The following is a 21,431-nucleotide window of genomic DNA, read 5'->3' as shown; positions in this document are numbered from 1 at the left end:
CGCTAAGCAGCTCCGCGGCTCCACAGGGTCAAGCGTGCTCGCTTGGTCGCCCTAGAAGTCGCCGCGCAGGGTGAGCATGTAGCTGCGGGGTGTGCCGTAGGTGGTGCCGCGGGTCCAGTAGCCGGTGGAGTCGAAGTACTTGCGGTCCAGCAGGTTCTCGATATCCACGGCCAGGGTCCAGTGTTGGTCGACCTTGTAGGCCGCACGGGCGTCGAAGATGGCGCGGCCGCTGTTGCTCACGCCGTTGTAGGCGTCGTCGTAGTGCGACTGGGCCGAGACGCCGGCGCCGACGCTGAAGCGATTCCATTCGCCCGGCAGGCTGTAGTGGGTGTTGAGGCGCAGCATGTGCTTCGGCGTTTGCGCGGAGATCGGCTCGCCATCCTCGGCCCGCGTGGTGTTGAAGGTATAGCCGGCGGCCACCTGCAGGCCCGGCAGCACTTCGCCGCTGGCCTCCGCCTCGAAGCCCTTGCTGCGATTGATGCCATCGCTGTTGACGAAGCAGCGGCCGGCGACGTCCTGCGGGCAGTTGCCGTCATTGGCGTAGTCGCGGGCGGCCACGTCTTCCTGTTCGATGTAGAACACCGCGAAGGACAGGTTCAGGCGCTTGTCGAACAGCTCGCCCTTGATCCCGGTTTCGTAGTTGGAGCCGATGGCCGGGTCCAGCGTGACGCCGCCGGCGCTGCGGTAGTTGGCCTGGGGCATGAAGATGTCGGCATAGCTGGCATACAGCGACCAGTTGTCGTCGAGGTCGTAGATGGTGCCGACGAAGGGCGTGAACTCATGCTTCTGTTCGTTGGTGATGACCTGCGGGCCACTCCAGGCCTCGGTCTTGTACCAGCTCAGGCGGCCGCCGAGGACCAGGCTGAGGTCCTCGTTCAGGTGCAGGCGGGTATTCAGGTAGGTGCCGTAGCGGGTGTCGACGGTGTCGTCCTTGTAGTCCCAGTCGGGGCGTGCCGGCTCCGGGAACAGGTGGTGGTTCGGGTCGTAGACGTTGAGCGGAAGCGGGCTGGCCAGGCGGACCGTGGCGTCCTTGTCGTTCATGTCGCGCTTCGACCAGCTGGCCCCCAGCGTCACCTGGTGCGTCAGGCCGAAGGCCTCGAAGTCGCCATCCAGGTGGCCGTCGACGGCGTTGGCGGTGACGTCGAACTTGTGAAAGCTGGTGCCGGTGATGACCGGGCCGGTCGGGCTGCCGTATTCCAGGGTGTCCTCGGCGGTCCACTCGATGGCGCTGCGGTTGTAGCGGCTCTCCGAATGGGATAGCGCCAGCTTGCCGCTCCAGTTTTCATTGAAACGGTGGCTCAGGTCGGCGAATACCTCGTCGGTGCGCGTCTGCAGCTTGGCCCAGTCCTGGCCGAGGAAGGTCGAGCGCTTGAGGTGCGGGTTGCTGCCGTCGGGGTTGTTCGGCAGGCCGAGCACGCTGTAGCCGTCGACGCGCGAGGTCTGCCGGCGCAGGCCCAAGGCCACGGTGGTGGCATCGCTCAGGTCGCCCTCGAGGATGCCGTACAGCAGCGGGCGCTTGGACTCGGTGACGTCGATGAAGGAGCCGCGGTCCTCATAGGAGGCGACCAGGCGCCCGCGCAGGGTGCCTTCGGCGTTGAGCTTGCCGCTGGCGTCCACGTCCTGGCGGTAGTTGTCCCAGGAGCCGGCGCGGGTGGTGAGTGACAGGCGCGGGTCGAATGTCGGGCGCTTGCGTACCAGGTTCACCGCGCCGCCCGGGCCGCCGGCGCCGACCAGCAGGCCGGCGGCGCCACGCAGCACTTCGACGCGGTCGAACACCGCCATGTCCGGGATCATCCAGCCGGTGTAGGCGTAGGCCTGCCCGGATACGCCGTCGACCATGTAGCTGTCGTCGGTCAGGTCGAAGCCGCGGGAGCTGAAGTGGTTGTTGCCGTAGCCGCGGGTGGCGCGGGTGATGCCGGGCGTCTGCGCCATCACCTGGTCCAGGGACACCATGTTCTTGTCGTCCATCAGCTTGCGCGTGACCACGGTGACCGACTGCGGGGTCTCGCGCAGCGACTGCGCGCGCTTGCCGATGGTCACCGCGCCGGTGGTGTAAGAGCCGCTGCCCTCGGTGGTGCTGCCCAGTTCGCTGGCGCTGATCTCGGTCGTGCCCAGTTCCAGCGAGCCGTTGCCTTCAGGAGCGGGTTGCACACTGAAATTGCCGCTGCCGGTCACCTTCAGTTCCAGGCCGCTGCCGGCCAGGGCCTGTTGCAGGGCCTGGGCAGCTGTGAACTCGCCGCTCACGGCTGGGGCCTGTTTGCCTTGCACCAGCGCCGGGTCGAGGGACACCACCTGGCCGCTCTGGCGGGCGATGGTATTGATGGTCTCGGCCAGGCTGGCGGCGGGCAGGTCGAAACGCAGGGTCTGCTGCTGGATCACGTCGGCGCTGTAGGCGTAGCCGATGGGGCCGGTGGCGGCGAGCGCGATGGCGATGGCGATGGCGCGGGGCCAGGGTTGGGACACGGGATGCTCCTGATGGAATGGCTGTTGTCAGGAGATAGGTGGGACGAAAGATGAAAACCGGACACGGATGAGAATATTTTTCATAAATTCTTTAGAGCACCCTGCGGCGCGCGAACTCGCTCGGCGGTCAGTGCTGCGCGTCGATCAGGGTCAGCCATGGCCCGTAGTGGCTGATGCGGATCGGCAGGGTCTCGCCCAGGGCGGTCAGCGCGCGCTCGGGCTGATCCAGCGGGAACACGCCCTGCACGCGCAGCGAGCGTACGGCCGGGGCCACGCGGATCATCCCGGCGCGGTAGGGACGCAGGGCGTCGATCATCGCTTCCAGCGGTTCGTCGAGCACGCTCAGCTGGCCTTGCAGCCAGTCCGCGCGATGCTGCTCGCCCCGGCCCAGCGCTTCGATGTGCCGCGCATGCAGCAGCGCCGCCTCGCCTTCCTGCAGGTCCTGGCTGGCGCCATTCGGCAGGCTGATACGCACCGAGTGTTCCAGCACCAGCACGCGGGTGGCCTGGTCCTCCTGGCGCACCAGGAAGCGCGTGCCGAGGGCGCGTACATCGCCCTGGGCGCTGCGCACGATGAATGGCCGGCTCGGCTCGGCGGCGACTTGCACCACCAGCTCGCCTCGGCGCAGGTGCAGCAGGCGCTGGTTGGTGCTGAAGTCGAGATCGACGGCGCTGCCGGCATTCAGGTTGAGCTGGCTGCCATCGGCCAGGCTGTAGAGCCGGCGTTCGCCGGTGCCGGTGCGCAGGTCGGCGAGCAGCGCCTGGCCCGGCTGGCTGCGCGCGGCCAGCCACAGGCCGCCACCGAATAGGCCCAGGCCGGCCAGGCCGCGCAGCACGTCGCGCCGCGAGGTCGCGGGCTGCAGCAGCACCTCGCGAGCCTGGCCCGGGGCACGGCGCTCGAAGCTGCGCAGGGTCTCGTAATGGCCTCCCAGGCCTTGCTGCAGGTGCTTCCAGGCGGCGGCATGGGCCGGGTCGCTGGCCAGCCAGGCGTCGAAGCCTGCCTGCAACTGTGCGTCAGGCGTGGCGGCGCGCAGGCGCACCATCCACTCGATGGCTTCCTGGCCGGGGCGGTTCAATGGCGTCTGGCTCATGGCTGCATCCCGGTCAGGTAGCACTGCTGCAGGGCCTGGGTCATGTAGCGGCTGACGGTGCGTTCGGACACGTCCAGGCGGCGGGCAATTTCCACGTAGCTGAAGCCGTCGAGCTGGCTGTAGAGGAAGGCCTGCTTCACCGCCTGCGGCAGCCCGGCGAGCATGCGGTCGACGGCGCTGAGGGCCTCGACCAGCAGGGCGATCTCTTCCGGCGACGGCGCCAGCGCTTCGGGCAGGCTGCTCAGGCGTTCGAGATAAGCCAGTTCCAGTTGGCGGCGACGATGACGGTCGAAGATCAGCCGGCGGGCGATGGTCGACAGGTAGGCGCGCGGTTGCTCGATGCTGTCCGGGTCGACGCTGGCGGCGAGCATCTGGCAGAAGGTCTCGGCAGCCGTGTCCTCGGCGTCGGCGCGGTTATGCAGGCGGCGCTGGATATGCTGCAGGAGCCAGCGGTGGTGGTCGCTGAAGAAGAATCCCAGCTTGCTGGTCGTGGGGCTGGGCACGGAGGGAGTGTCCGAGAGTAAATGCTAATTATTCTTATCTTACCGTTGGGACACGATGCCCGACAACCACACCCGCCAAGTGCGACTAATCTGAATTTTAGCGTTCGACGGCAGGACTAAATGCCATCAGGAACCTGTCCACCCTCTGGAGAACAGCAATGTCCGATCACCGTACCTACAAGAAAATCGAAGTCGTTGGCACGTCCAAGATGAGCATCGAGGATGCCATCGCCAACGCCCTGGCCGAGTGCGCCAAGTCCGTGCGCAACATGGACTGGTTCGAGGTCGTCGACACCCGCGGCCATATCGTCGACGGCAAGGTGGCGCACTATCAGGTCGAGCTCAAAGTCGGTTTCCGTATCAGCAACAGCTGATTGCTGCACGGTTTCGCCCGCCCGTGTCGGCTAGTCTTGGCCGGTCCGGGGCGGGCTGCCCCCGCGAGTCCACCAACGAAGGAGCGTTATCCATGAAGCAAATGATGCTGGGCCTGGCCCTGTTCACCCTGGCCGGTTCCGCCCTGGCTGCCGGCAAACCTTGCGACGAGCTGAAGGCGGAAATCGACGCCAAGCTCAAGGACAAGGGCGTTGCCGCCTACACCTTGGAAGTGGTCGACAAGGGTGGCGCCGGCGACAAGCAGGTGGTCGGTACCTGCGAGGCCGGCACCAAGGAAATCGTCTACCAGCGCGGCTGATTCTTTCGCCGCTGCATCGGGCCGGGGCTCCGCGAGGAGCCTCGGCCTTTTTCATGGCGCGGCCAAATCGCGGCTTGCCTTTCGCCGGGACGACCCCATAAAGCTGGGATGACCCGAGGAGGCCTTATGAGCAAGCTGTCCACCACGCCATTCTCCGTACTCGACCTGGCGCCCATGCGCGACGACGACAGCGGCGCCGCGCCCGCCCTGCAGCGTTCCCTCGATCTGGCCCGGCATGTGGAGCGCCTGGGCTTCTCGCGCATGTGGGTGGCCGAGCACCACAACATGGAGGGCATTGCCAGTTCCGCCACCGCCGTGCTGCTCGGCTACCTGGCGGCCAACACGTCCACCCTGCGCCTCGGCTCCGGCGGCATCATGCTGCCCAACCACGCGCCGCTGGTGGTGGCCGAGCAGTTCGGCACCCTCGCCGCGCTCTACCCGAATCGCATCGAGCTGGGCCTGGGCCGCGCCCCGGGCGCCGACCAGGCCACCGCCCGCGCCCTGCGCCGCGACCGTCTGGGCAGCGCGGAGGACTTCCCGCAGGACGTCGAGGAGCTGGAAACCCTGCTCGGCCCGCGTCAGCCCGGGCAGTCGGTGCTGGCCGTGCCGGGCGTGGACACTAACGTGCCGATCTGGCTGCTCGGCTCCAGTCTGTTCAGCGCCCAGCTGGCGGCGCAGAAGGGCCTGCCCTACGCCTTCGCCTCGCACTTCGCGCCGCGTTACCTGCACCAGGCGCTGCGCATCTATCGCGAGAACTTCCAGCCGTCCGCCATGCTGGCCAAGCCCTACGCCATGATCGGCGTGCCGCTGATCGCCGCGCCCAGCGACGAGGAAGCCGAGTTCCTCGCCACCACCGCCTATCAGCGGGTACTGGCGCTGATGCGCGGGCAGAGCCTGGTGCTGCGCCCGCCGGTGGAGAGCATGGTTGGCCGCTGGCAGCCCCACGAGCAGCAGGCGGTCGGCGACTTCCTCGGCCTGGCGGCGATCGGCGGGCCGGAGAAGGTGCGCGCGCGCCTGGAGATTCTGCTGGAGCAGAGCGGCGCCGACGAGCTGATCTTCACCTGCGACCTGTACCAGCCCGAGCACCGTCTGCGCAGCTTCGAGATAGTCGCCGGGCTGCGATAGGACGAACTTTGCCGCAGCGACGTTCCTCTCAACTGGGTACCCACCCCACACGAGAGGAGCAGCACATGACCATCAAGAAGACGGCTTCGGCCCATTGGCAGGGCGGCATCAAGGACGGCAAGGGCCGCATCTCCACCCAGAGCGGCGCGCTGAAGGACCAGCCCTACGGCTTCAACACCCGTTTCGAGGACCAGCCCGGCACCAATCCCGAGGAGCTGATCGGCGCCGCCCACGCCGGCTGCTTCTCCATGGCCCTTTCCAAGGAGCTGGAGGAGCGCGGCATGCTCGCCGAGAGCATCGACACCCAGGCCGAGGTCTGGCTGGAGAAGGAGGCCGGCGGCTTTCGCATCAGCGCCGTGCACCTGAGCCTGCGCGCCAGGATTCCCGGCGCCGACCGCGACAAGTTCGAGGAGGCGGTGGAGACGGCCAAGACCGGCTGCCCGGTGTCCAAGCTGCTCAACGCCGAGATCAGCCTGCAGGTGACCCTGGACGCCTGAGCGGCGCTCAGAAGGTGCTGCAGCGCAGTACGTCGGCGCGCGCCAGCACCTGGCGGCCCTCGCCGTATAGCCAGCCCTGGGCCTTGTATTGCAGCGGCCGGGCCTCGATGCGGTAGCGTTGGCCGGCGGCGAAGCCGTCGTAGCGGAAGCGCAGGTGGCAGGTCATCTCGACCGGCTCGCTGCTGAATTCGCCGCCGCCGCCCGCCACCTCGAACTGAAAGCGCACCTGCAGTTCGTGGGCGCCGGGCGTCACCTGGAAGTAGCGGCCGTCGCGGGTTTGCTTGTCGTCCAGCTTGTGCGCCATCAGGGTGTTACCGGGGCTGGCATACAGCTCGACCCAGGCCTGCTGCGGGTCCGCCGGCGGCAGCGGGCTGGCACAGGCGCCGAGGGCGAGCAGGGACAGCAACAGGGGCAGGCGCATGGCGGAGTCCTCGACGATGGAGACGGCCAGCATAGCGCCGATCAGACGGCGCCGCAGCGGCCCTCGCGGGCTCGAGCCAAGTCTTCGCCACGCTCGTCCTGCAATTGCGCCCAGGGGCGGAAGCCGCGGCTGCCGGCCTTGAGTCGATAGCGCTGGCCGGCGGCGAAGTCGGCGTAGTCCAGGGTCAACAGGCAGGTGCGCGGCAGGCTCTGCTCGGTGCCGGTGTTAGCGGGTTCCACCTCGAAGCGCAGGCGCACCTGCAGTTCGTGGCGGCCCGGTGGAATCTGGAAATAGCGGCCGTCGTCCAGCGTCTTGCCATCTACCTGCACCGCCTCCAGGCGGCCGTCGTGGCGCTCGTGCAGTTCGATCCAGGCCTGCGCGGGGTCGTGAAAAGGCATCAGCAGGGAACAGCCGCCGAGCAGAACGGGCAGGCAGAGGATTAGAGGTGTGCGCATGGCGGGCTTCCTAGGCAGAGGGGCAATGCAATAGGCTCGCGAAATGCCTATCGCCCTACTCGACCGCCGCGCGCGGTGCCTGGTTCCGCTGTGGCTTGGCGTTCTGCTGAGCGGTTGCGCCAGCCTCGACTACTACGCCCAAGTCAGCCGCGGCCAGCTCGACCTGCTCGCCGCACGCCAGCCGGTGGCCGAGCTGATCGCCGATCCCCAGACCGATCCTGCGCTGCAGCGGCGCCTGGCGCTGGCCCAGCAGGCCCGCGAATTCGCCAGCGCGCGCCTGGCGCTGCCGGACAACCGCAGCTATCGCCTGTACGCCGACCTGCGGCGGCCCTATGTGGTGTGGAACGTGTTCGCCACCCCGGAGCTGTCGCTGGCGCCACTGACCCACTGCTTCCCCATCGCCGGCTGCGTGGCCTATCGCGGCTTCTACCAGCAGGGTCGCGCCCGTGGCGCCGCCGCCCTGCTGCAGGCCGAGGGCATGGACACCTATGTGGCCGGCATCGAGGCCTATTCGACCCTGGGCTGGTTCGACGACCCCATCCTCAACACCATGCTGCGCTGGGACGACGAGCGCCTGGCCGCGGTGATCTTCCACGAGCTGGCGCACCAGCAGCTGTACGTGGCCGACGACACGGCGTTCAACGAGTCCTTCGCCAGCTTCGTCGAGCAGGAGGGCCTGCGTCAGTGGCGCGCCGCCCGTGGCCTGGCGCCCGGCGATGCGCACGAAGAGCGCATGCGTCGCCAGTTCACCGAGCTGATCCTGGCCAGCCGCGAGCGCCTGCAGACGCTCTACGTCAGCCCGCTGGACGAGGCGCAGAAGCGCACCGGCAAGGCCGCCGAATTCGCGCGCCTGCGTGCCGAATACCGCGCCCTGCGTGACGGCGAGTGGGGCGGCGATCGGCGCTACGACGCCTGGATCGCCCAGCCGCTGAACAACGCCCGGCTGCTGCCGTTCGGCCTCTACGACCAGTGGGTGGAATCCTTCGCCGCCTTGTTCCGCCAGGCCGGCGGCGACTGGGCGGAGTTCCACCGCCGCGCCGCCGCGCTGGGTGAACTCCCGGCTGAACAACGCGAGCGAACCCTGGCGGCGCTGGCCGATCAGAACTAGAACTGCCTGATCCATCCCGAGGAGCATGCGATGAAGCGCTGGTTTGCGGCCGTCATGGCCACCCTGCTGTGTGGCGGCGCCCTCGCCGCACCCAAGCCCTGCGAAGAGCTGAAGCGCGAGATCGAGGTGAAGATCCAGGCGGCCAAGGTCACCAGCTACACCCTGGAGATAGTGGCGGCCGCCGAAGTGGAAGACCCCAACATGGTGGTCGGCAGCTGCGAGGGTGGCAGCCGCAAGATCATCTACCAGAAGAACGACTGACGGCGTCCCCCAAGCTTGCGCAGGGGCGAGCTTTCGGTGGAGAATTAATGATATCAATTATCATTTAGTATTCTTCGACCCTTGCGCTCTCCCGACCAAGCCGCCGACCTCGCCACCCAGCAAGCCGTGCATTCGCTCTACCGCGAGCATCACGACTGGCTACGGCATTGGCTGCGCAAGCGTCTGCCCTGTGCGGAGAACGCCGCCGACCTGGCCCAGGACACCTTCGTGCGGGTCCTCGCCAGCCGCCAGGCCTTCGACCTGCGCGAGCCGCGCGCCTACCTCAGCAGCATCGCCCGCAGCCTGATGATCGACGGCTTCCGCCGCCGCGCCCTCGAACAGTCCTACCTGGAGGCCCTGGCCGCGCTGCCCGAGCCGCTGGATATCTCCCCGGAAGAGCGGGCGCTGATCCTCGAAACCCTGCTGGAAATCGACCGCATGCTCGACGGCCTCGGCGCGCGCTGCCGGGAGATCTTCCTGCTGGCCCAGCTCGATGGCCTCAGCCATGTGGAGATCGGCCGGCGCCTGGGCCTGTCGACCAACACCGTGCGCAAGTACGTGGTGCGCGGTTTGACCCAGTGCCTGCTACTGATCGAGGACTGACCGTGAGCCTCACCGCCAAGCCGCCCATTGCCGCCCTGCGCGCCGCCGCCAACTGGCATCTGGACCTGCTCGCCGCGCCGGATTGCGCGCAGACCGGCGCGGCGCATCGCCAATGGCTGGAGGCCGATGCCAGTCATCGCCAAGCCTGGAGCAGGCTGGAGAAGCTGCAAGGCAAGCTGGCCGGGCTGCCCGTCGCGGTGGCGCCGTCGGCCCTGCGCGGGGTCAACGGTCGGCGCCGCGAGAGCCTCAAGCTGCTCGGCCTGTTGCTGCTCGGTGGTGGCATGGCCGGTCTTGGCTGGCAGTCCGAGCCCATGCGCAGCCTGCGTGCCGACCAGCGCACCGCCGTCGGCGAACGGCGCAGCCTGCGCCTGCCTGATGGCGGCCGGCTGCAGCTGAACAGCGACAGCGCCCTCGACCTGGCCTACGGCGCACAGCTGCGCGAGGTCCATCTGCGGCGTGGCGAAATCCATGTGCAGACCGCGGCGGACCCGCGGCCCTTCGTGGTACACACCGCGCAGGGCAGCATCCGCGCCCTCGGCACCCGTTTCCTGGTGCGCCAGGAGGGCGAACGCACTCAGGTGCGGGTGCTGCAGCACGCCGTGGAAGTGCGCCCGCTGGATGTGCCAGACCAGCCGCTGCGGATCGAAGCCGGCCAGCAGCTGTGGTACAGCACCGCCGCCTGCGGTGCGGTCGAGCCGCTGGAGGCTCACGGCGACGCCTGGCTGCGCGGCATGCTGGTGGTCAGCGACTGGCCGCTGCCGCGTTTTATCGACGAGCTGGCACGCTATCGACCGGGCCTGCTCTCGTGCGATCCGGCGTTGGCCGGGCTGCGCATTTCCGGTGCCTTCCAGCTGGCCGACAGCGATGCGGTGCTGGACAACCTGCGCAGCACCCTGCCGCTGCGGGTGAACCGTCTCACCCGTTACTGGGTGCGCATCGAGCCGGCCTGAGAACCTGGTTCTGAGCCGAGTGAAATATTTTTGCCTGGGGTGTTGTTGATTTCGCTTCTCATTCGACTTGGTTAGGAAAGCGCCCGTAGTGCGCTCCTTGCCAACCATCCCCAGGAACCCCTCCATGTCGCGCCAGACCGCCCCGCGCAGTACCTCGCTGCTCCGTAGTTCCCCTCTCCTCAGCCCGCTGAGTGTGGCCATCAACCGTGCCCTGCTCGGCGCGGTGCTGGCGCTACCGGTGCTTGGCGCGCTGCAGGTGCAGCCGGCCTGGGCGGAAAGCGTGGTGGCGGAGCAGGACTTCGCGATTGCCGCGGGTTCGCTGGAGTCGGCGCTGAACAGCTTCGCCGCCACCAGCGGGGTCAGCGTGTCGTTCAGCCCGGAGACCGTACGCGGTCTGCAGTCCCCCGGCGTGCAGGGGCGCTTCGTGCCGGACCAGGCACTGGAGCGTCTGCTGGCCGGCAGCGGCCTGCAGGTGTCGCGCCAGGCCAGCGGCAACTACTCGCTGCTGCCGCCGCCGGAAGCCGGCTCGCCGCTGCAGCTGGATAGCACCAGCATCACTGGCGTCGGCCTGGGTGAGACCACCGAGGGCACCGGTTCCTACACCACCGCCTCGACCAGCACGGCCACCGGCCTGCCCCTGTCGATCCGCGAGACGCCGCAGTCGATCTCGGTGATCACCAGCCAGCGCATGCAGGACCAGGGGCTGACCCAGCTCACCGACGTGGTGCGCCAGACCCCCGGCCTGACCCTCAGCCAGAGTGGCGGCAACGGCGGCGACAACAGCGGCATCTACTCGCGTGGCTTCAAGGTCGAGAACTACCAGATCGACGGCCTGCAGCTGCTCGACAGCAACTACGAGAGCCCCGCGCAGAGCAACGACATGGTCCTGTACGACCGTGTCGAGGTCATCCGCGGCGCCACCGGCCTGACCAACGGCGTGGGCACTCCCGGCGCCACCCTGAACATGATCCGCAAGCGCCCGACCCAGGAATTCAAGAGCAGCATCAACGTGACCGGCGGCTCCTGGAATTACGGGCGCACCGAGGCGGATATCGGCGGCCCGCTGACCGAGAGCGGCAACGTGCGCGGGCGCTTTGTCGCCGCGTACCAGGAGAACGACTCCTATGTCGACCGCCTCAGCGAGCGCAAGCAGGTGTTCTACGGCGTCATCGAGGCCGACCTGACCCCCGACACCCTGCTGACCTTCGGCATGGACTCGCAGTCCGACGATTACGACGGCCACGCCCGCAGCGGCCTGCCGCTGTTCAACAACGATGGTACCAAGGCCGATCATGACGATTCCGATTCCGCCGCCGCCAAATGGGCCTATTCCGATCGCAGCGCCGTTTCCGCTTTCGCCATCCTCGAGCACAACCTGACCGAGCGCTGGAAGACCAAGCTGACCCTCAACCAGCGCCGCAGCGAATACGACGAGCTCAGTGGCTATGCCGGCGGCAACAACTACGCCCCTGGAGCCGACCCGGCCTCGATCGTGTTCTATGCCAACCGCTGGAAAGCCAAGCCGGTACAGAACAGCTTCGACCTGAACCTGGCGGGCAACTTCGACCTGTTCGGCCTGGAACACGATGCGATCATCGGCTACAGCCAGCAGAAGACCGATTACAACACGCCGGCATACTCCTGGTGGCGACCGTTCCCGGTGATAGACAACATCTACACCTGGGATGGCAAGACCCCGGCCAAGCCCGATCTGCAGCCTTATGGCCGTATGGACTTCAGCGAGGAACAGGGCGCGCTTTATGGCAGCACCCGCCTGCGTGCCAGCGACGATCTGTCGTTCATTCTCGGTGCCCGGGTGATCGACTGGCAGAACAAGGTCGAGTACGACTACGACGACGCCACCCCCAGCGACATCAGCGACCGCAGCGAAACCGGCGTGGTGACCCCCTTCGCCGGCGTGGTGTACGACCTCAACGACATCTGGTCGGTGTATGGCAGCTACACCAGCATCTTCAAGCCGCAGAACAACAAGACCCTGGACGGCGCCTATATCGATCCGCTGGAGGGTGTCGGTTATGAAGTCGGTAGCAAGGCGGCCTTCTTCGAGGGGCGCCTGAACTTCGGCCTGGCGCTGTACCAGATCGAGCAGGACAACCTGGCCGTGTCGTTGGGTGACGGCCAGCTGGCGCCGGACGGCAGCCAGGCCTACCGCGCCGAGTCCGGCACCGAAACCCGTGGCTTCGAGGTGGAAGTCACTGGTGAGCTGGCCACCGACTGGCAGGCCAGCGCCAGCTTCAGCCGCAATATCGTGCAGGACAGCGAAGGGCAGAAGCTCAACACCGATATCGCGCAGAACACCGTGAAGATGTTCACCAGCTACACCCTGCGTAGCCTCGGCAACGGCCTGACCTTCGGTGGCGGCGTCAACTGGCAGAGCGAGATCTACAGCGATGGCGTCGGACCGCTGGGCGTACGCTTCACCCAGGACGACTACGCCGTGGTCGACGCCTTCGCGCGCTACCCGCTGACCCAGCAGCTGACCGCCACCTTCAACCTCAACAACCTGCTCGACGAGGAGTACTACACCAGCTCCAGCTCCAGCTATTACGGCGCGCCGCGCAACGCCACCGTCGGCCTGCGCATGGACTTCTGAGGTCGCGCTCGACCGGCCTGGCGGCGCCGTCTGGCGCCGCCGGACACATCCGGTCACAGCTTGCGGGCGGTGAGCGTGCGGGTTTTTCCGACCTCATCCGTCCTGTAGTCAGGGGTGATCCGTTTGCTCGATCACCCCTCCCATATGCCGCCGGCCATCCGGCGGCCTTTGTTTTTCCGGCCCCATGGTTTGTACGCCGATGAAATCGATGTCTCCTCGCTCCCTCGCGCTGCTCTCGCGCACGGCCGCCGCCCTGCTCGGAGGCTATGCGCTGACCTGTGCCAGCGTGATCTTCCTCGGCGCAGTGCTGCCGCTGCCCAAGAGCCAGGCGGTCCTCGCCTCCTCGCTGACCAGTTTCGCGGTGTACACCGCAGTGATCGTCTGGGCGTTCGCCACGCCGAACCTGAAGCGCATCTGGCTGGTGCTGCTGATCGCCTCGCTGGTGCTGACCGGCGCCGGCCTGCTGCTTGGAGGTGAAGCATGAGCAAGGTACAGAGTGGCGCCGCCGAGGGTGGTTTCCGCCAGGCCATGGCCTGGCTGCACACCTGGGGCGGCCTGTGGGCATGCTGGGTGCTGTTCGTGATCTTCCTTACCGGCAGCCTGGGCGTGTTCGACGGACCGATCACCCGCTGGATGCAACCGCACCTGCCGCAGGCCGCCGAGGCCAGTAGCGACACCGGCCTGGACGATGGCTTCGACCGGCCGCAGGCGGTGCGCCTGGCCCAGGCCTGGTTCAGCGAGAACCAGCCGGGGGCGCATTTCTGGGGCATCGGCCTGCCCTCGGACGAAGACCCGTCGATCCGCCTGTTCTGGCAGGACCCGCAGGAGAACTTCCACAACGAGCGCATCGATGCCCAGACCGGCAAGCCGGTGGACGGCTCGCACGAGCGTGACAGCGAAGGCGGTCACCACTTCGTGCACATGCACTTCGAGTTCCACGGCGGCACGGCCGGCATCTGGTTCGTCGGCGCCTTCACCATGGCCATGCTGGTGGCGCTGGTCAGCGGCATCGTCATCCACAAACGCATCTTCAAGGACTTCTTCACCTTCCGTCCGGGCAAGGGCCAGCGCAGCTGGCTGGACGCCCACAACGCGCTGTCGGTGCTGAGCCTGCCGTTCCAGCTGATGATCGCCTACACCGGCCTGGCCACCTTCTACTTCCTCTACATGCCGGCCGGCATCGTCGCTCACTACGACAGCGAGGAGGCCTACTTCGCCGAGCTGTTGGCCCAACCGGCACCGCAGGAGCTGACCGGCGTGGCCAGCCCGCTGGTGGCCCTGGACGGCCTGCTGCCGCGTGCCGAACAGCAGCTGCAGCGCCCGGCCAGTTTCATCAGCATCGAGCACCCCAACGACAGCAGCGCCTCGGTGCTGCTGTTCGGGCGTTTCGTCGAACAGCCCGGCCAGTACCGCCTGCTCGGCGATGGCGGCGGTCAGGTGTTCTTCAACGGCGTGACGGGCGAGCAGACCGATATCCAGATGCCCGGCGAGCTGCGTGGCGGCGCCGCCCAGGATGTGCAGTCGGTGATGCGCAACCTGCACTTCGCCGCCTTCGGCGGTCACCTGGTGCGCTGGCTGTACTTCTTCAGCGGCCTGGCCGGTGCGGCCATGCTGGCCACCGGCGCCCTGCTGTTCATGGTCAAGCGCCGGCAGCGTTCGCTGCACGAGTTCGGCGCTTCCACCGCGCGGGTCTACCGGGTGATCGAGGTGCTCAACGTCGGCACCCTTACCGGCCTGTCCATCGCCTGCGTGGCGTTCTTCTGGGGCAACCGCCTGTTGCCGGTAGGCATCGCCGACCGTCCGGAATGGGAGATCGCGGTGTTCTTCGCCGTCTGGCTGCTGAGCTTCATCCACGCCGGCCTGCGTCCGGCGGCGCGCGCCTGGGTCGAGCAGCTGCTGGCGCTGGCCGCGCTGTGCCTGCTGCTGCCGCTGCTCAACTGGCTGAGCGTCGGCGAGCACGTGCTGATGTATCTGCAGCGCGGTGACGGTGAGCGCGCTGGCGTCGAGCTGGTCGCGCTGGGCTTCGGTGCCCTGTCGCTGTGGGGCGCCTGGCGCATCACCCGGCCGAAGGTAGCGCCGGCGCGTGCGCGCCAGCGTGCCGCCGTGGCGGAGGCGCAATCATGACCCTGTCGCTCGCCGTGATGCTCTCCGCCGCGCTCTGCTACGCCGGCATGGCCGGCCTGTGCCTGGCCATGGACCGCCACCACGCCCAGGTGTGGAAGGCCAAGGCGCCCAATCGCCAGCGCCTGCTGCGCCTGGCCGGCTGGCTGCTGCTGGCCGCCGCCGCATGGCCCTGCGTACAGATCTGGGGCGGCGCCGTCGGCCCCGTGGTCTGGTGCGGCATGCTCAGCGTCGGCGCCTTCAGCCTAGTCCTGCTGTTGCCCTATCGCCCGCGTATCGCTGCGCTGCTGGCCGCCATCGCGGCCGGCGCAGGCCTGCCGGTGTTGTTGATGACCGCCGGCTGAGCCGGCACCGTTCAAGGAAGAAGTAGTCGATGACCTCGCGTTTCCCCCCGCTCCTGCGTCGTGGCCTGGCCGCCGCCGTGATCCTTGGTGTGCCGGCGCTGATCTGGCTGTCCTGGGATGACGCGGTGGCTTACGACACCGTGGCCATCGGCCGGGGCGACGTCGAGGCCAGCGTCACCGCCATCGCCACCCTGCAGCCGCGCGAGTCGGTGGACGTCGGCGCCCAGGTGTCCGGCCAGGTCACCCGCCTGCACGTGCAGCCCGGCGACCGGGTGGAGAAGGGCCAGCTGCTCGCCGAGATCGACGCCAGCCTGCACCAGGCCTCGGTCGAGGCCGACCGCGCGGCCCTCGACGGCCTGCGCGCGCAGCTGGCCGAGCAGCAGGCGCAGCTCGACCTGGCGCGCCAGCAGCACCAGCGCCAGCAGCGCCTGGCCGTCGACGAGGCGACCCGCGAGGAGGACGTGCAGATCGCCGTCGCCACCCTGCGCTCCGCCGAGGCGCGCCTGCGCCAGCTGCGCGCGCAGATCGCCGAAGCCAGCGCACGTCTGCGCGGCAACGAGGCGCAGCTGAGCTACACGCGCATTTACGCGCCCATCGCCGGCACGGTGATCGGCGTCGACGTCAAACAGGGCCAGACTCTCAACGCCACCTACCAGACGCCGACCGTGCTGCGCCTGGCCGACCTCGGCGCGATGACTGCCTGGACCAAGGTCTCCGAGGCCGACATCCGCCGCGTGCGGGTCGACATGCCGCTGTACTTCACCACCCTCGGCGGTGACGGCCGGCGCTGGCACGGCAAGGTGCGCCAGGTGTTGCCGGCGCCGCCGGTGACGCCGAGCGCCTCCGGCGAGTCCGCCGCGGTGCCGCAGACGGTCAAGGCGGTGCAGTACACCGTGCTGTTCGACGTGAGCAACGACGACGGCGAGCTGATGCCGCAGATGACCGCCCAGGTCACCTTCGTCACCGCCGCCGCCCATGACGTGCTGACCGCGCCGCTGGCCGCGCTGCAGCCGGTGGCAGGCCAGGCCGGACTGTTCAACGCCCGCGTGCTGGAGGCCTCCGGGCGTACCGCCGCGCGCGAGGTGCGGGTCGGCGCGCGCAGCCGGCAAGTCGTCGAGGTGGTCAGTGGCTTGGACGAGGGCGAACTGCTGGTCACCGGCGAGCGCGAGCCCGCGCCGTCGAGGTTCCAGTGGTGAGCGACACGCCGCTGATCGAACTGCGCGGCATCCGCCGCCGCTACGGAGGGGAAAACGGCGCGCCGGAAGTCGAGGTGTTGCATGGCATCGACCTGCGCATCGCCGCCGGCGAATTCGTCGCCATCGTCGGCAGCTCCGGCTCCGGCAAGTCGACCCTGATGAACCTGCTCGGCTGCCTCGACCGCCCCAGCGCCGGCAGCTACCACTTCGCCGGCCACGACGTCGCCGCGCTGGACGCAGACCAGCTGGCCTGGCTGCGCCGCGAGGCCTTCGGCTTCGTGTTCCAGGGCTACCACCTGATCGCCACCGAATCGGCCTGCGAGAACGTCGAGGTGCCCGCGCTGTACGCCGGCATGTCCGCCGAGCAGCGCCGCGAGCGCGCCAGCGCCCTGCTCACCCGCCTGGGCCTGGGCGAGCGCCTGGACTATCGCCCCGGCCAGCTCTCCGGCGGCCAGCAGCAGCGCGTGTCCATCGCCCGCGCGCTGATGAACGGCGGACGCATCATCCTCGCCGACGAACCCACCGGCGCCCTCGATTCGCACAGCGGGCGCGAGGTCATGGCGCTGCTGCGCGAGCTGGCCGAGGCTGGGCACACGGTGATCCTGATCACCCACGACCGCGAGGTGGCGGCCCAGGCCCAGCGGGTCATCGAGATTCGCGACGGTGCGATCATCGGCGACAGCGGCGCGCAGCCGAATCCTGCCGCCCTGCCGGCTCCGCGCTTCGATGGCATGAGCGTGCACGGCGCCGGCTGGAGCGCCCTCGGCGAGGTGCTGCGCTCGGCCTGGCGGGTGATGCTGCTGAACCGCTTCCGCACCGCGCTGACCCTGCTCGGCATCGTTATCGGTGTGGCCTCGGTGATCGTCATGCTGGCCATCGGCCTGGGCACCAAGCAGAAGGTCCTGGCGCAGATGGCCTCGATGGGCGCCACCACGCTCTACCTGTACGCCGCGCAACCGCCGGAAGGCGGCCCCTGGGGCACCCTCAGCGAGGGCGATCTGCAGGCGCTCGGGGAGCTGCCGGAGGTCGACCTGTTCACCCCGGTGATCGGCAACCCGCGCATGGTCCAGTACGGCAACGCCTCGCGCGACATCTACGTGTTCGCCAGCAACGAGCAGCTGCCCGCCATCCAGCACTGGCCGGTGGCCGCGGGGCGCTTCTTCACCGCCGGCGAGGACCAGAACCTGGCGCCGGTGGTAGTGCTCGGGCACAAGGCGCGCGAGTTCTTCTTCCGCGACGAGCCCAACCCGCTGGGCAAGCAGCTGTTGATCGGCGACGCGCCGTTCGAGGTGATCGGGGTGATGGCCGAGAAGGGCCGCGAGTCCGGTGCCGACTACTACGACGAGATGGTCTTCATCCCCTACGCCGCCGGGCGCGCGCGGGTCTACCAGGACATCGCCGAGCCGGAGTACGCCGCCCTCACCGCCGCCTCCACCGATCAGGTGTTGGCCGCCGAGGCGGCCGCCCGCGAGCTGTTGCTGGCGCGCCACGGTCGCGAGGACTTCCAGGTCGACAACGCCGCGGCCAAGGTCCAGGCCGAGGCCGAGACCCAGGACAGCATGACTCGCATGCTCGGCCTGATCGCTGCCGTATCGCTGCTGGTCGGCGGCATCGGCGTGATGAACGTGATGCTGATGACGGTGCGCGAACGCACCCGCGAGATCGGCGTGCGCATGGCCACCGGCGCACGTCAGCACGACATCCTTCGCCAGTTCCTCGGCGAGGCAGTGCTGGTCACCCTGGTCGGCGGCAGCATCGGCGTGCTGGTCGGCCTGATCGGCGGCGCCGCGCTGCTGGTGGCCGGCGTGCCGCTGATCTTCTCCCTGTCGGCGATGCTGCTGGCCTTCGCCTGCGCGGTGGGCACCGGCTTGCTGTTCGGCTACCTGCCGGCGAAGACCGCCGCGGCCCTCGACCCGGTCGCCGCCCTGGCCAGCGAATGAACGAGTTCTCCATGTCCCGACACCCGCTGACCCTGCTCGCCGCGCTGCTCCTCGCCGGCTGCTCCGCCACCCCCGAGGCACCGGACGCCCTGCCCGACGCGCCCGCCGAGTGGAGCCACGCCGTTGCCGCCGCGGCGGCGCCGGATGCGCTGTGGTGGCACGCCTTCGCCAGCGCCGAACTGGATGCCCTGGTCGAGCGCGGCCTGACTGACAACTTCGATCTGGCCGCCGCCGCCGCGCGCCTGCGCCAGGCCGAGGCCAGCGCCCGTGCCGCCGGTGCACCGCTGCTGCCGCGTCTGGACGGTAACCTCGGCGCCAGTCGTGAGGGGCGTCTCGGTGGCGACGCCGACACCGCCGGCAACCTGTACAGCGGCGGCTTGGCCGCCAGCTACGAGGTCGACCTGTGGGGCCGGCTATCCGCCGACCGCGAGTCCGCCGAGGCCGAGCTGGCTGCCAGCCGCTTCGACCGCGACGCCCTGCGCCTGACCCTCAGCGCCAGCCTGACCGAGTCCTGGCTGCGCCAGGTGGCCCTGGCCGAACGCCTGCGCCTGGCCGAACTCAACCTGGCCAACGCCGAGCGGGTGCTGGCCACCGTGCAGGCGCGCCAGGCGGCGGGCTCCGCCACGCAACTGGAATTGGCCCAGCAGCGCGGCCTGGTCGCCGAGCAGCGGCGTTCCCGCGAGGAGCTGCGCCAGCAGGCCGACGACATCCGCAGCGCCCTGGCCGTGCTGCTCGGCCAGGCGGCGCCGGCCGAGCCATCGAGCGCCGCGCTGACCGCGCTGGTCGCGCCTTCGGTGAGCGCTGGTCTGCCCAGCGAACTGCTGCTGCGCCGCCCCGACCTGGCCCGTGCCGAGGCGCAGCTGAGCGCCGCCGATGCTGACCTGCGTGCGGCGCGGGCGGCCATGCTGCCACGGCTGAACCTGTCGGCTGGCGCCAGTGGCGCCAACGGCGGCCTCAACCGGGTGTTCGCCGATCCGCTCTATTCCCTGGCTGCCGCGCTGACCGCGCCGATCTTCGATGGCGGCGCCCTGGCTGCCGAGCGTGATCGCAGCGCGGCACGCCGCGAGGAGCTGCTCGCCGCCTACCGGCAGAGCATCGTCGCGGCCTTCGCCGATGTGCAGGTGGCGCTCAACGCCGGCGCCGGCGTCGAGGCCCAGTGGCAGGCCCAGCAGGAGGTGCAGGCCCAGGCCGAACGCGCCCTGCAGCTGGCCGAGCGGCGCTACCGCGCCGGTGCCGAGGATCTGCTCAACCTGCTCGACGCCCAGCGCACCCTGTACGCCGCCGAGGACCAGAGCGCGCAGCTGCGCCTGGCCCGCCTGCAGGCCAGCGTGGCCCTGGCGCGGGCGCTGGGTGGTGGCTGGCGCAGCGAGGCGCAGTGAGCCGTCAGGCCGCCGCCTCGGCGCGGTAGATCCAGCGCAGGCCCAGCAGGGTCAGCGGCCATAACAGGCCGAGCAGGCCGACGCCCATGATCAGCAGCAGAACGGGGTGGAAAACCTCGCTGCCGCGATCGGCCAGCGCGTAGATCACCAGCAGACCGGCGACCAGCAGCTGGGCCAGCATCCACACGACGAAGATCGCCAGGGCGGTCAGCAGCAGCTGCCCCGCCCTGAGCCGCTGCAGGCGCGCCGGTAGCGCGCTCCAGCTGCTGGCGAACACCAGCGCGGCGCCGAGCAGCGGAGTCAGGCAGGCCAGGGCCAGCGGCAGGGCCGCGTTGTAACCCGGCATCACCTGCTTGATGAGGATGTCCACCGTCTTCAGGCTCAACAGCAGCACGCACAGCGCCAGCAGCGCTGCGACTGCCGTGTGCCCCACCGGCGCCGGCGCACAGGTCTTCTGCGCGCTCAGGCGTAGGCCGAGCCACAGCGGCAGCAGGTTGGTCAGGGCGAAGGCCAGCAGGCCCAGGGGCTCGAACACCAGCGGCTGGTACAACCCCATCAGGCTGCGATGCTCGCTGAGCCAGCCATACAGGCCGGCGAGCAGGAAGCCGGACAGCGCGCCATAGAGCAGGCCGGTCAGCACGATGGCGGCGGCAACTGCCAGCAGCACCTTGCCGGGGTTGACCAGGACCGCAGCATGGCGCTCCTGATGGCTGGCGACCAGCAGGGTGGCGGCCAGCCCGCCGAGTAGGAGGCTGCACAGCCAGCCCGGTAGCAGGTTCATCAGGTTGCCGAGCAGGTAGTCGCTGAACTCGGCGTGGTTGAGCGCGGCCAGCAGATTGCCGACCACCAGGCTCTGCAGCATCACCAGTGCGCCCATGGCGCCGAAGGCGTAGGGCTGCTGCGAGGCCGGGTACTCGGCGGCTGGCTGAGGCACGGCGGTATCGAAGGGGTTGGTCATCGGCAAAATCCTTTTCGAGGGCGCCCAGAGTAGGTCCAGGGCCGGCTCAGGCCCAGCGTGCTAGGCGGAGGGCGTGAAGCGGTTCACCGGTCGTAGCCCTCGGCCAGGTGCAGGTCCTTGAGCTTCACGTAGTTGGCGGCGCTGTAGGCGAAGAACGCGCGCTCCTTGTCAGTCAGGGCGCGGGCTTGTTTCACCGGGCTGCCGACATACAGGTAGCCGCTCTGCAGCACCTTGCCCGGCGGAACCAGGGAGCCTGCGCCGATCACCACTTCGTCCTCGACCACCGCGCCGTCCATCATGATCGAACCCATGCCGACCAGGATGCGATTGCCCAGGGTGCAGCCGTGCAGGGTGACGTTGTGGCCGATGGTCACTTCGTCGCCGATCAGCAGCGGGTAGCCGTCCGGGTTGAAGGGCCCGGCGTGGGTGATGTGCAGCACGCTGCCGTCCTGCACGCTGGTGCGCTTGCCAATCCTAATCCGGTGCATATCGCCACGGACCACGGCCATCGGCCAGACCGAGGCGTCTTCGCCCAGCACCACGTCGCCGAGTACCACTGCGGAAGCGTCGACAAAAGCGCGCGGGCCCAGCTGCGGGGCCGTGCCCTGGTAAGTTCGAATCGCCACGATAGTCTCCTTCAGGCTGCGGTTGCCGCCGATTGTAATTAACATGCCAGGCACTGCGGTTGTGAAAGGTCGTCCAAGACCCCATA

General features: G+C 68.8%; 22 protein-coding genes. 15 read left to right on the top strand and 7 right to left on the bottom strand.

Going from position 1 to position 21,431, the window contains the following annotated elements; all coding sequences use genetic code 11:
* Nucleotides 1-51: 51 nt before the first annotated feature.
* The 3 genes from N7607_RS11705 to N7607_RS11695 all read right to left on the bottom strand — a co-directional run bounded on the left by N7607_RS11705 (nucleotide 52) and on the right by N7607_RS11695 (nucleotide 4,056).
* Nucleotides 52-2,463 (bottom strand): TonB-dependent siderophore receptor, encoded by a 2,412-nt coding sequence (locus N7607_RS11705; protein WP_279865845.1) that lies wholly within the window; start codon nucleotides 2,461-2,463, stop codon nucleotides 52-54.
* 127 nt (nucleotides 2,464-2,590) lie between these two features.
* On the bottom strand, nucleotides 2,591-3,553 hold the full coding sequence (locus tag N7607_RS11700; RefSeq protein ID WP_279865846.1) for a FecR family protein: 963 nt from the start codon (nucleotides 3,551-3,553) through the stop codon (nucleotides 2,591-2,593).
* Nucleotides 3,550-4,056 (bottom strand): sigma-70 family RNA polymerase sigma factor, encoded by a 507-nt coding sequence (locus N7607_RS11695; protein WP_279865847.1) that lies wholly within the window; start codon nucleotides 4,054-4,056, stop codon nucleotides 3,550-3,552. Before N7607_RS11695 ends, N7607_RS11700 begins: the two co-directional genes overlap by 4 nt.
* Nucleotides 4,057-4,214: 158 nt before the next feature.
* Here N7607_RS11695 and N7607_RS11690 point away from each other — a divergent pair, with 158 nt between their 5' ends.
* From N7607_RS11690 to N7607_RS11675, 4 genes are all read left to right on the top strand, one after another.
* The gene (locus N7607_RS11690) at nucleotides 4,215-4,430 is read left to right on the top strand and encodes a dodecin (protein WP_279865848.1); all 216 of its coding nucleotides are present in this window, start codon (nucleotides 4,215-4,217) and stop codon (nucleotides 4,428-4,430) included.
* Nucleotides 4,431-4,522: 92 nt separating this feature from the next.
* Nucleotides 4,523-4,747 (top strand): DUF1161 domain-containing protein, encoded by a 225-nt coding sequence (locus N7607_RS11685; RefSeq protein WP_279865849.1) that lies wholly within the window; start codon nucleotides 4,523-4,525, stop codon nucleotides 4,745-4,747.
* A gap of 126 nt (nucleotides 4,748-4,873) precedes the next feature.
* A complete protein-coding gene (locus tag N7607_RS11680; RefSeq protein WP_279865850.1) occupies nucleotides 4,874-5,872 on the top strand; it encodes an LLM class flavin-dependent oxidoreductase in 999 nt (332 codons plus the stop codon).
* 71 nt (nucleotides 5,873-5,943) lie between these two features.
* Nucleotides 5,944-6,369 (top strand): OsmC family protein, encoded by a 426-nt coding sequence (locus tag N7607_RS11675; protein ID WP_279865937.1) that lies wholly within the window; start codon nucleotides 5,944-5,946, stop codon nucleotides 6,367-6,369.
* A gap of 7 nt (nucleotides 6,370-6,376) precedes the next feature.
* Here N7607_RS11675 and N7607_RS11670 read toward each other — a convergent pair whose 3' ends face one another.
* Both N7607_RS11670 and N7607_RS11665 read right to left on the bottom strand, forming a co-directional pair.
* Nucleotides 6,377-6,790 (bottom strand): hypothetical protein, encoded by a 414-nt coding sequence (locus tag N7607_RS11670; RefSeq protein ID WP_279865851.1) that lies wholly within the window; start codon nucleotides 6,788-6,790, stop codon nucleotides 6,377-6,379.
* A 41-nt stretch (nucleotides 6,791-6,831) separates the two neighbouring features.
* On the bottom strand, nucleotides 6,832-7,245 hold the full coding sequence (locus tag N7607_RS11665; RefSeq protein WP_279865852.1) for a hypothetical protein: 414 nt from the start codon (nucleotides 7,243-7,245) through the stop codon (nucleotides 6,832-6,834).
* Nucleotides 7,246-7,288: 43 nt separating this feature from the next.
* Between N7607_RS11665 and N7607_RS11660 the strand changes: the two genes are divergently transcribed.
* From N7607_RS11660 to N7607_RS11610, 11 genes are all read left to right on the top strand, one after another.
* Entirely contained in the window at nucleotides 7,289-8,353 is a 1,065-nt protein-coding gene (locus N7607_RS11660) for an aminopeptidase (RefSeq protein WP_279865853.1), read from the top strand.
* A 30-nt stretch (nucleotides 8,354-8,383) separates the two neighbouring features.
* Nucleotides 8,384-8,614: a DUF1161 domain-containing protein gene (locus N7607_RS11655; protein WP_279865854.1), complete on the top strand. Its 231-nt coding sequence runs from the start codon at nucleotides 8,384-8,386 to the stop codon at nucleotides 8,612-8,614.
* A gap of 81 nt (nucleotides 8,615-8,695) precedes the next feature.
* Nucleotides 8,696-9,217, top strand: coding sequence for a sigma-70 family RNA polymerase sigma factor (locus N7607_RS11650; protein ID WP_279865855.1), 522 nt, complete (start codon nucleotides 8,696-8,698; stop codon nucleotides 9,215-9,217).
* A gap of 2 nt (nucleotides 9,218-9,219) precedes the next feature.
* Nucleotides 9,220-10,167 (top strand): FecR domain-containing protein, encoded by a 948-nt coding sequence (locus N7607_RS11645; RefSeq protein WP_279865856.1) that lies wholly within the window; start codon nucleotides 9,220-9,222, stop codon nucleotides 10,165-10,167.
* Nucleotides 10,168-10,291: 124 nt separating this feature from the next.
* The gene (locus N7607_RS11640; RefSeq protein ID WP_279865857.1) at nucleotides 10,292-12,781 is read left to right on the top strand and encodes a TonB-dependent siderophore receptor; all 2,490 of its coding nucleotides are present in this window, start codon (nucleotides 10,292-10,294) and stop codon (nucleotides 12,779-12,781) included.
* Between the two features lie 208 nt (nucleotides 12,782-12,989).
* Nucleotides 12,990-13,265 (top strand): hypothetical protein, encoded by a 276-nt coding sequence (locus N7607_RS11635; protein WP_279865858.1) that lies wholly within the window; start codon nucleotides 12,990-12,992, stop codon nucleotides 13,263-13,265.
* Nucleotides 13,262-14,905 carry a PepSY-associated TM helix domain-containing protein gene (locus N7607_RS11630; protein WP_279865859.1) on the top strand — a complete coding sequence of 548 codons (1,644 nt, stop codon included), beginning with the start codon at nucleotides 13,262-13,264 and terminating at the stop codon, nucleotides 14,903-14,905. The genes N7607_RS11635 and N7607_RS11630 overlap by 4 nt, the downstream gene beginning before the upstream one ends.
* Nucleotides 14,902-15,246, top strand: a complete 345-nt coding sequence (locus N7607_RS11625) for a DUF3325 domain-containing protein (RefSeq protein ID WP_279865860.1) — start codon at nucleotides 14,902-14,904, stop codon at nucleotides 15,244-15,246. The genes N7607_RS11630 and N7607_RS11625 overlap by 4 nt, the downstream gene beginning before the upstream one ends.
* Nucleotides 15,247-15,275: 29 nt before the next feature.
* Nucleotides 15,276-16,442: an efflux RND transporter periplasmic adaptor subunit gene (locus N7607_RS11620; protein ID WP_279865861.1), complete on the top strand. Its 1,167-nt coding sequence runs from the start codon at nucleotides 15,276-15,278 to the stop codon at nucleotides 16,440-16,442.
* Nucleotides 16,439-18,382: an ABC transporter permease gene (locus tag N7607_RS11615; protein ID WP_279865862.1), complete on the top strand. Its 1,944-nt coding sequence runs from the start codon at nucleotides 16,439-16,441 to the stop codon at nucleotides 18,380-18,382. The genes N7607_RS11620 and N7607_RS11615 overlap by 4 nt, the downstream gene beginning before the upstream one ends.
* A gap of 11 nt (nucleotides 18,383-18,393) precedes the next feature.
* Nucleotides 18,394-19,761: an efflux transporter outer membrane subunit gene (locus tag N7607_RS11610; RefSeq protein ID WP_279865864.1), complete on the top strand. Its 1,368-nt coding sequence runs from the start codon at nucleotides 18,394-18,396 to the stop codon at nucleotides 19,759-19,761.
* Between the two features lie 4 nt (nucleotides 19,762-19,765).
* On the opposite strand, the gene N7607_RS11605 is transcribed toward N7607_RS11610, so the two are convergent.
* Together N7607_RS11605 and N7607_RS11600 are read right to left on the bottom strand one after the other, a co-directional pair.
* The gene (locus N7607_RS11605) at nucleotides 19,766-20,719 is read right to left on the bottom strand and encodes a hypothetical protein (RefSeq protein ID WP_279865866.1); all 954 of its coding nucleotides are present in this window, start codon (nucleotides 20,717-20,719) and stop codon (nucleotides 19,766-19,768) included.
* 83 nt (nucleotides 20,720-20,802) lie between these two features.
* Complete coding sequence (locus N7607_RS11600; protein WP_279865867.1) at nucleotides 20,803-21,345, bottom strand: gamma carbonic anhydrase family protein; 543 nt, start codon at nucleotides 21,343-21,345, stop codon at nucleotides 20,803-20,805.
* Nucleotides 21,346-21,431 lie beyond the last annotated feature (86 nt).

The organism is Pseudomonas sp. GD04019 (assembly GCF_029837695.1).
GTDB lineage: Bacteria > Pseudomonadota > Gammaproteobacteria > Pseudomonadales > Pseudomonadaceae > Aquipseudomonas.
This window is presented reverse-complemented; position numbering and strand designations above follow the sequence as displayed.

Coding starts and splice junctions, on each gene's coding strand:
- N7607_RS11620 (WP_279865861.1), top strand. CDS start 15,276: ATGACCTCGCGTTTCCCCCCGCTCCTGCGTCGTGGCCTGGCCGCCGCC.
- N7607_RS11660 (WP_279865853.1), top strand. CDS start 7,289: ATGCCTATCGCCCTACTCGACCGCCGCGCGCGGTGCCTGGTTCCGCTG.
- N7607_RS11625 (WP_279865860.1), top strand. CDS start 14,902: ATGACCCTGTCGCTCGCCGTGATGCTCTCCGCCGCGCTCTGCTACGCC.
- N7607_RS11655 (WP_279865854.1), top strand. CDS start 8,384: ATGAAGCGCTGGTTTGCGGCCGTCATGGCCACCCTGCTGTGTGGCGGC.
- N7607_RS11680 (WP_279865850.1), top strand. CDS start 4,874: ATGAGCAAGCTGTCCACCACGCCATTCTCCGTACTCGACCTGGCGCCC.
- N7607_RS11700 (WP_279865846.1), bottom strand. CDS start 3,553: ATGAGCCAGACGCCATTGAACCGCCCCGGCCAGGAAGCCATCGAGTGG.
- N7607_RS11610 (WP_279865864.1), top strand. CDS start 18,394: ATGTCCCGACACCCGCTGACCCTGCTCGCCGCGCTGCTCCTCGCCGGC.
- N7607_RS11670 (WP_279865851.1), bottom strand. CDS start 6,790: ATGCGCCTGCCCCTGTTGCTGTCCCTGCTCGCCCTCGGCGCCTGTGCC.
- N7607_RS11685 (WP_279865849.1), top strand. CDS start 4,523: ATGAAGCAAATGATGCTGGGCCTGGCCCTGTTCACCCTGGCCGGTTCC.
- N7607_RS11605 (WP_279865866.1), bottom strand. CDS start 20,719: ATGACCAACCCCTTCGATACCGCCGTGCCTCAGCCAGCCGCCGAGTAC.
- N7607_RS11665 (WP_279865852.1), bottom strand. CDS start 7,245: ATGCGCACACCTCTAATCCTCTGCCTGCCCGTTCTGCTCGGCGGCTGT.
- N7607_RS11635 (WP_279865858.1), top strand. CDS start 12,990: ATGTCTCCTCGCTCCCTCGCGCTGCTCTCGCGCACGGCCGCCGCCCTG.
- N7607_RS11640 (WP_279865857.1), top strand. CDS start 10,292: ATGTCGCGCCAGACCGCCCCGCGCAGTACCTCGCTGCTCCGTAGTTCC.
- N7607_RS11690 (WP_279865848.1), top strand. CDS start 4,215: ATGTCCGATCACCGTACCTACAAGAAAATCGAAGTCGTTGGCACGTCC.
- N7607_RS11630 (WP_279865859.1), top strand. CDS start 13,262: ATGAGCAAGGTACAGAGTGGCGCCGCCGAGGGTGGTTTCCGCCAGGCC.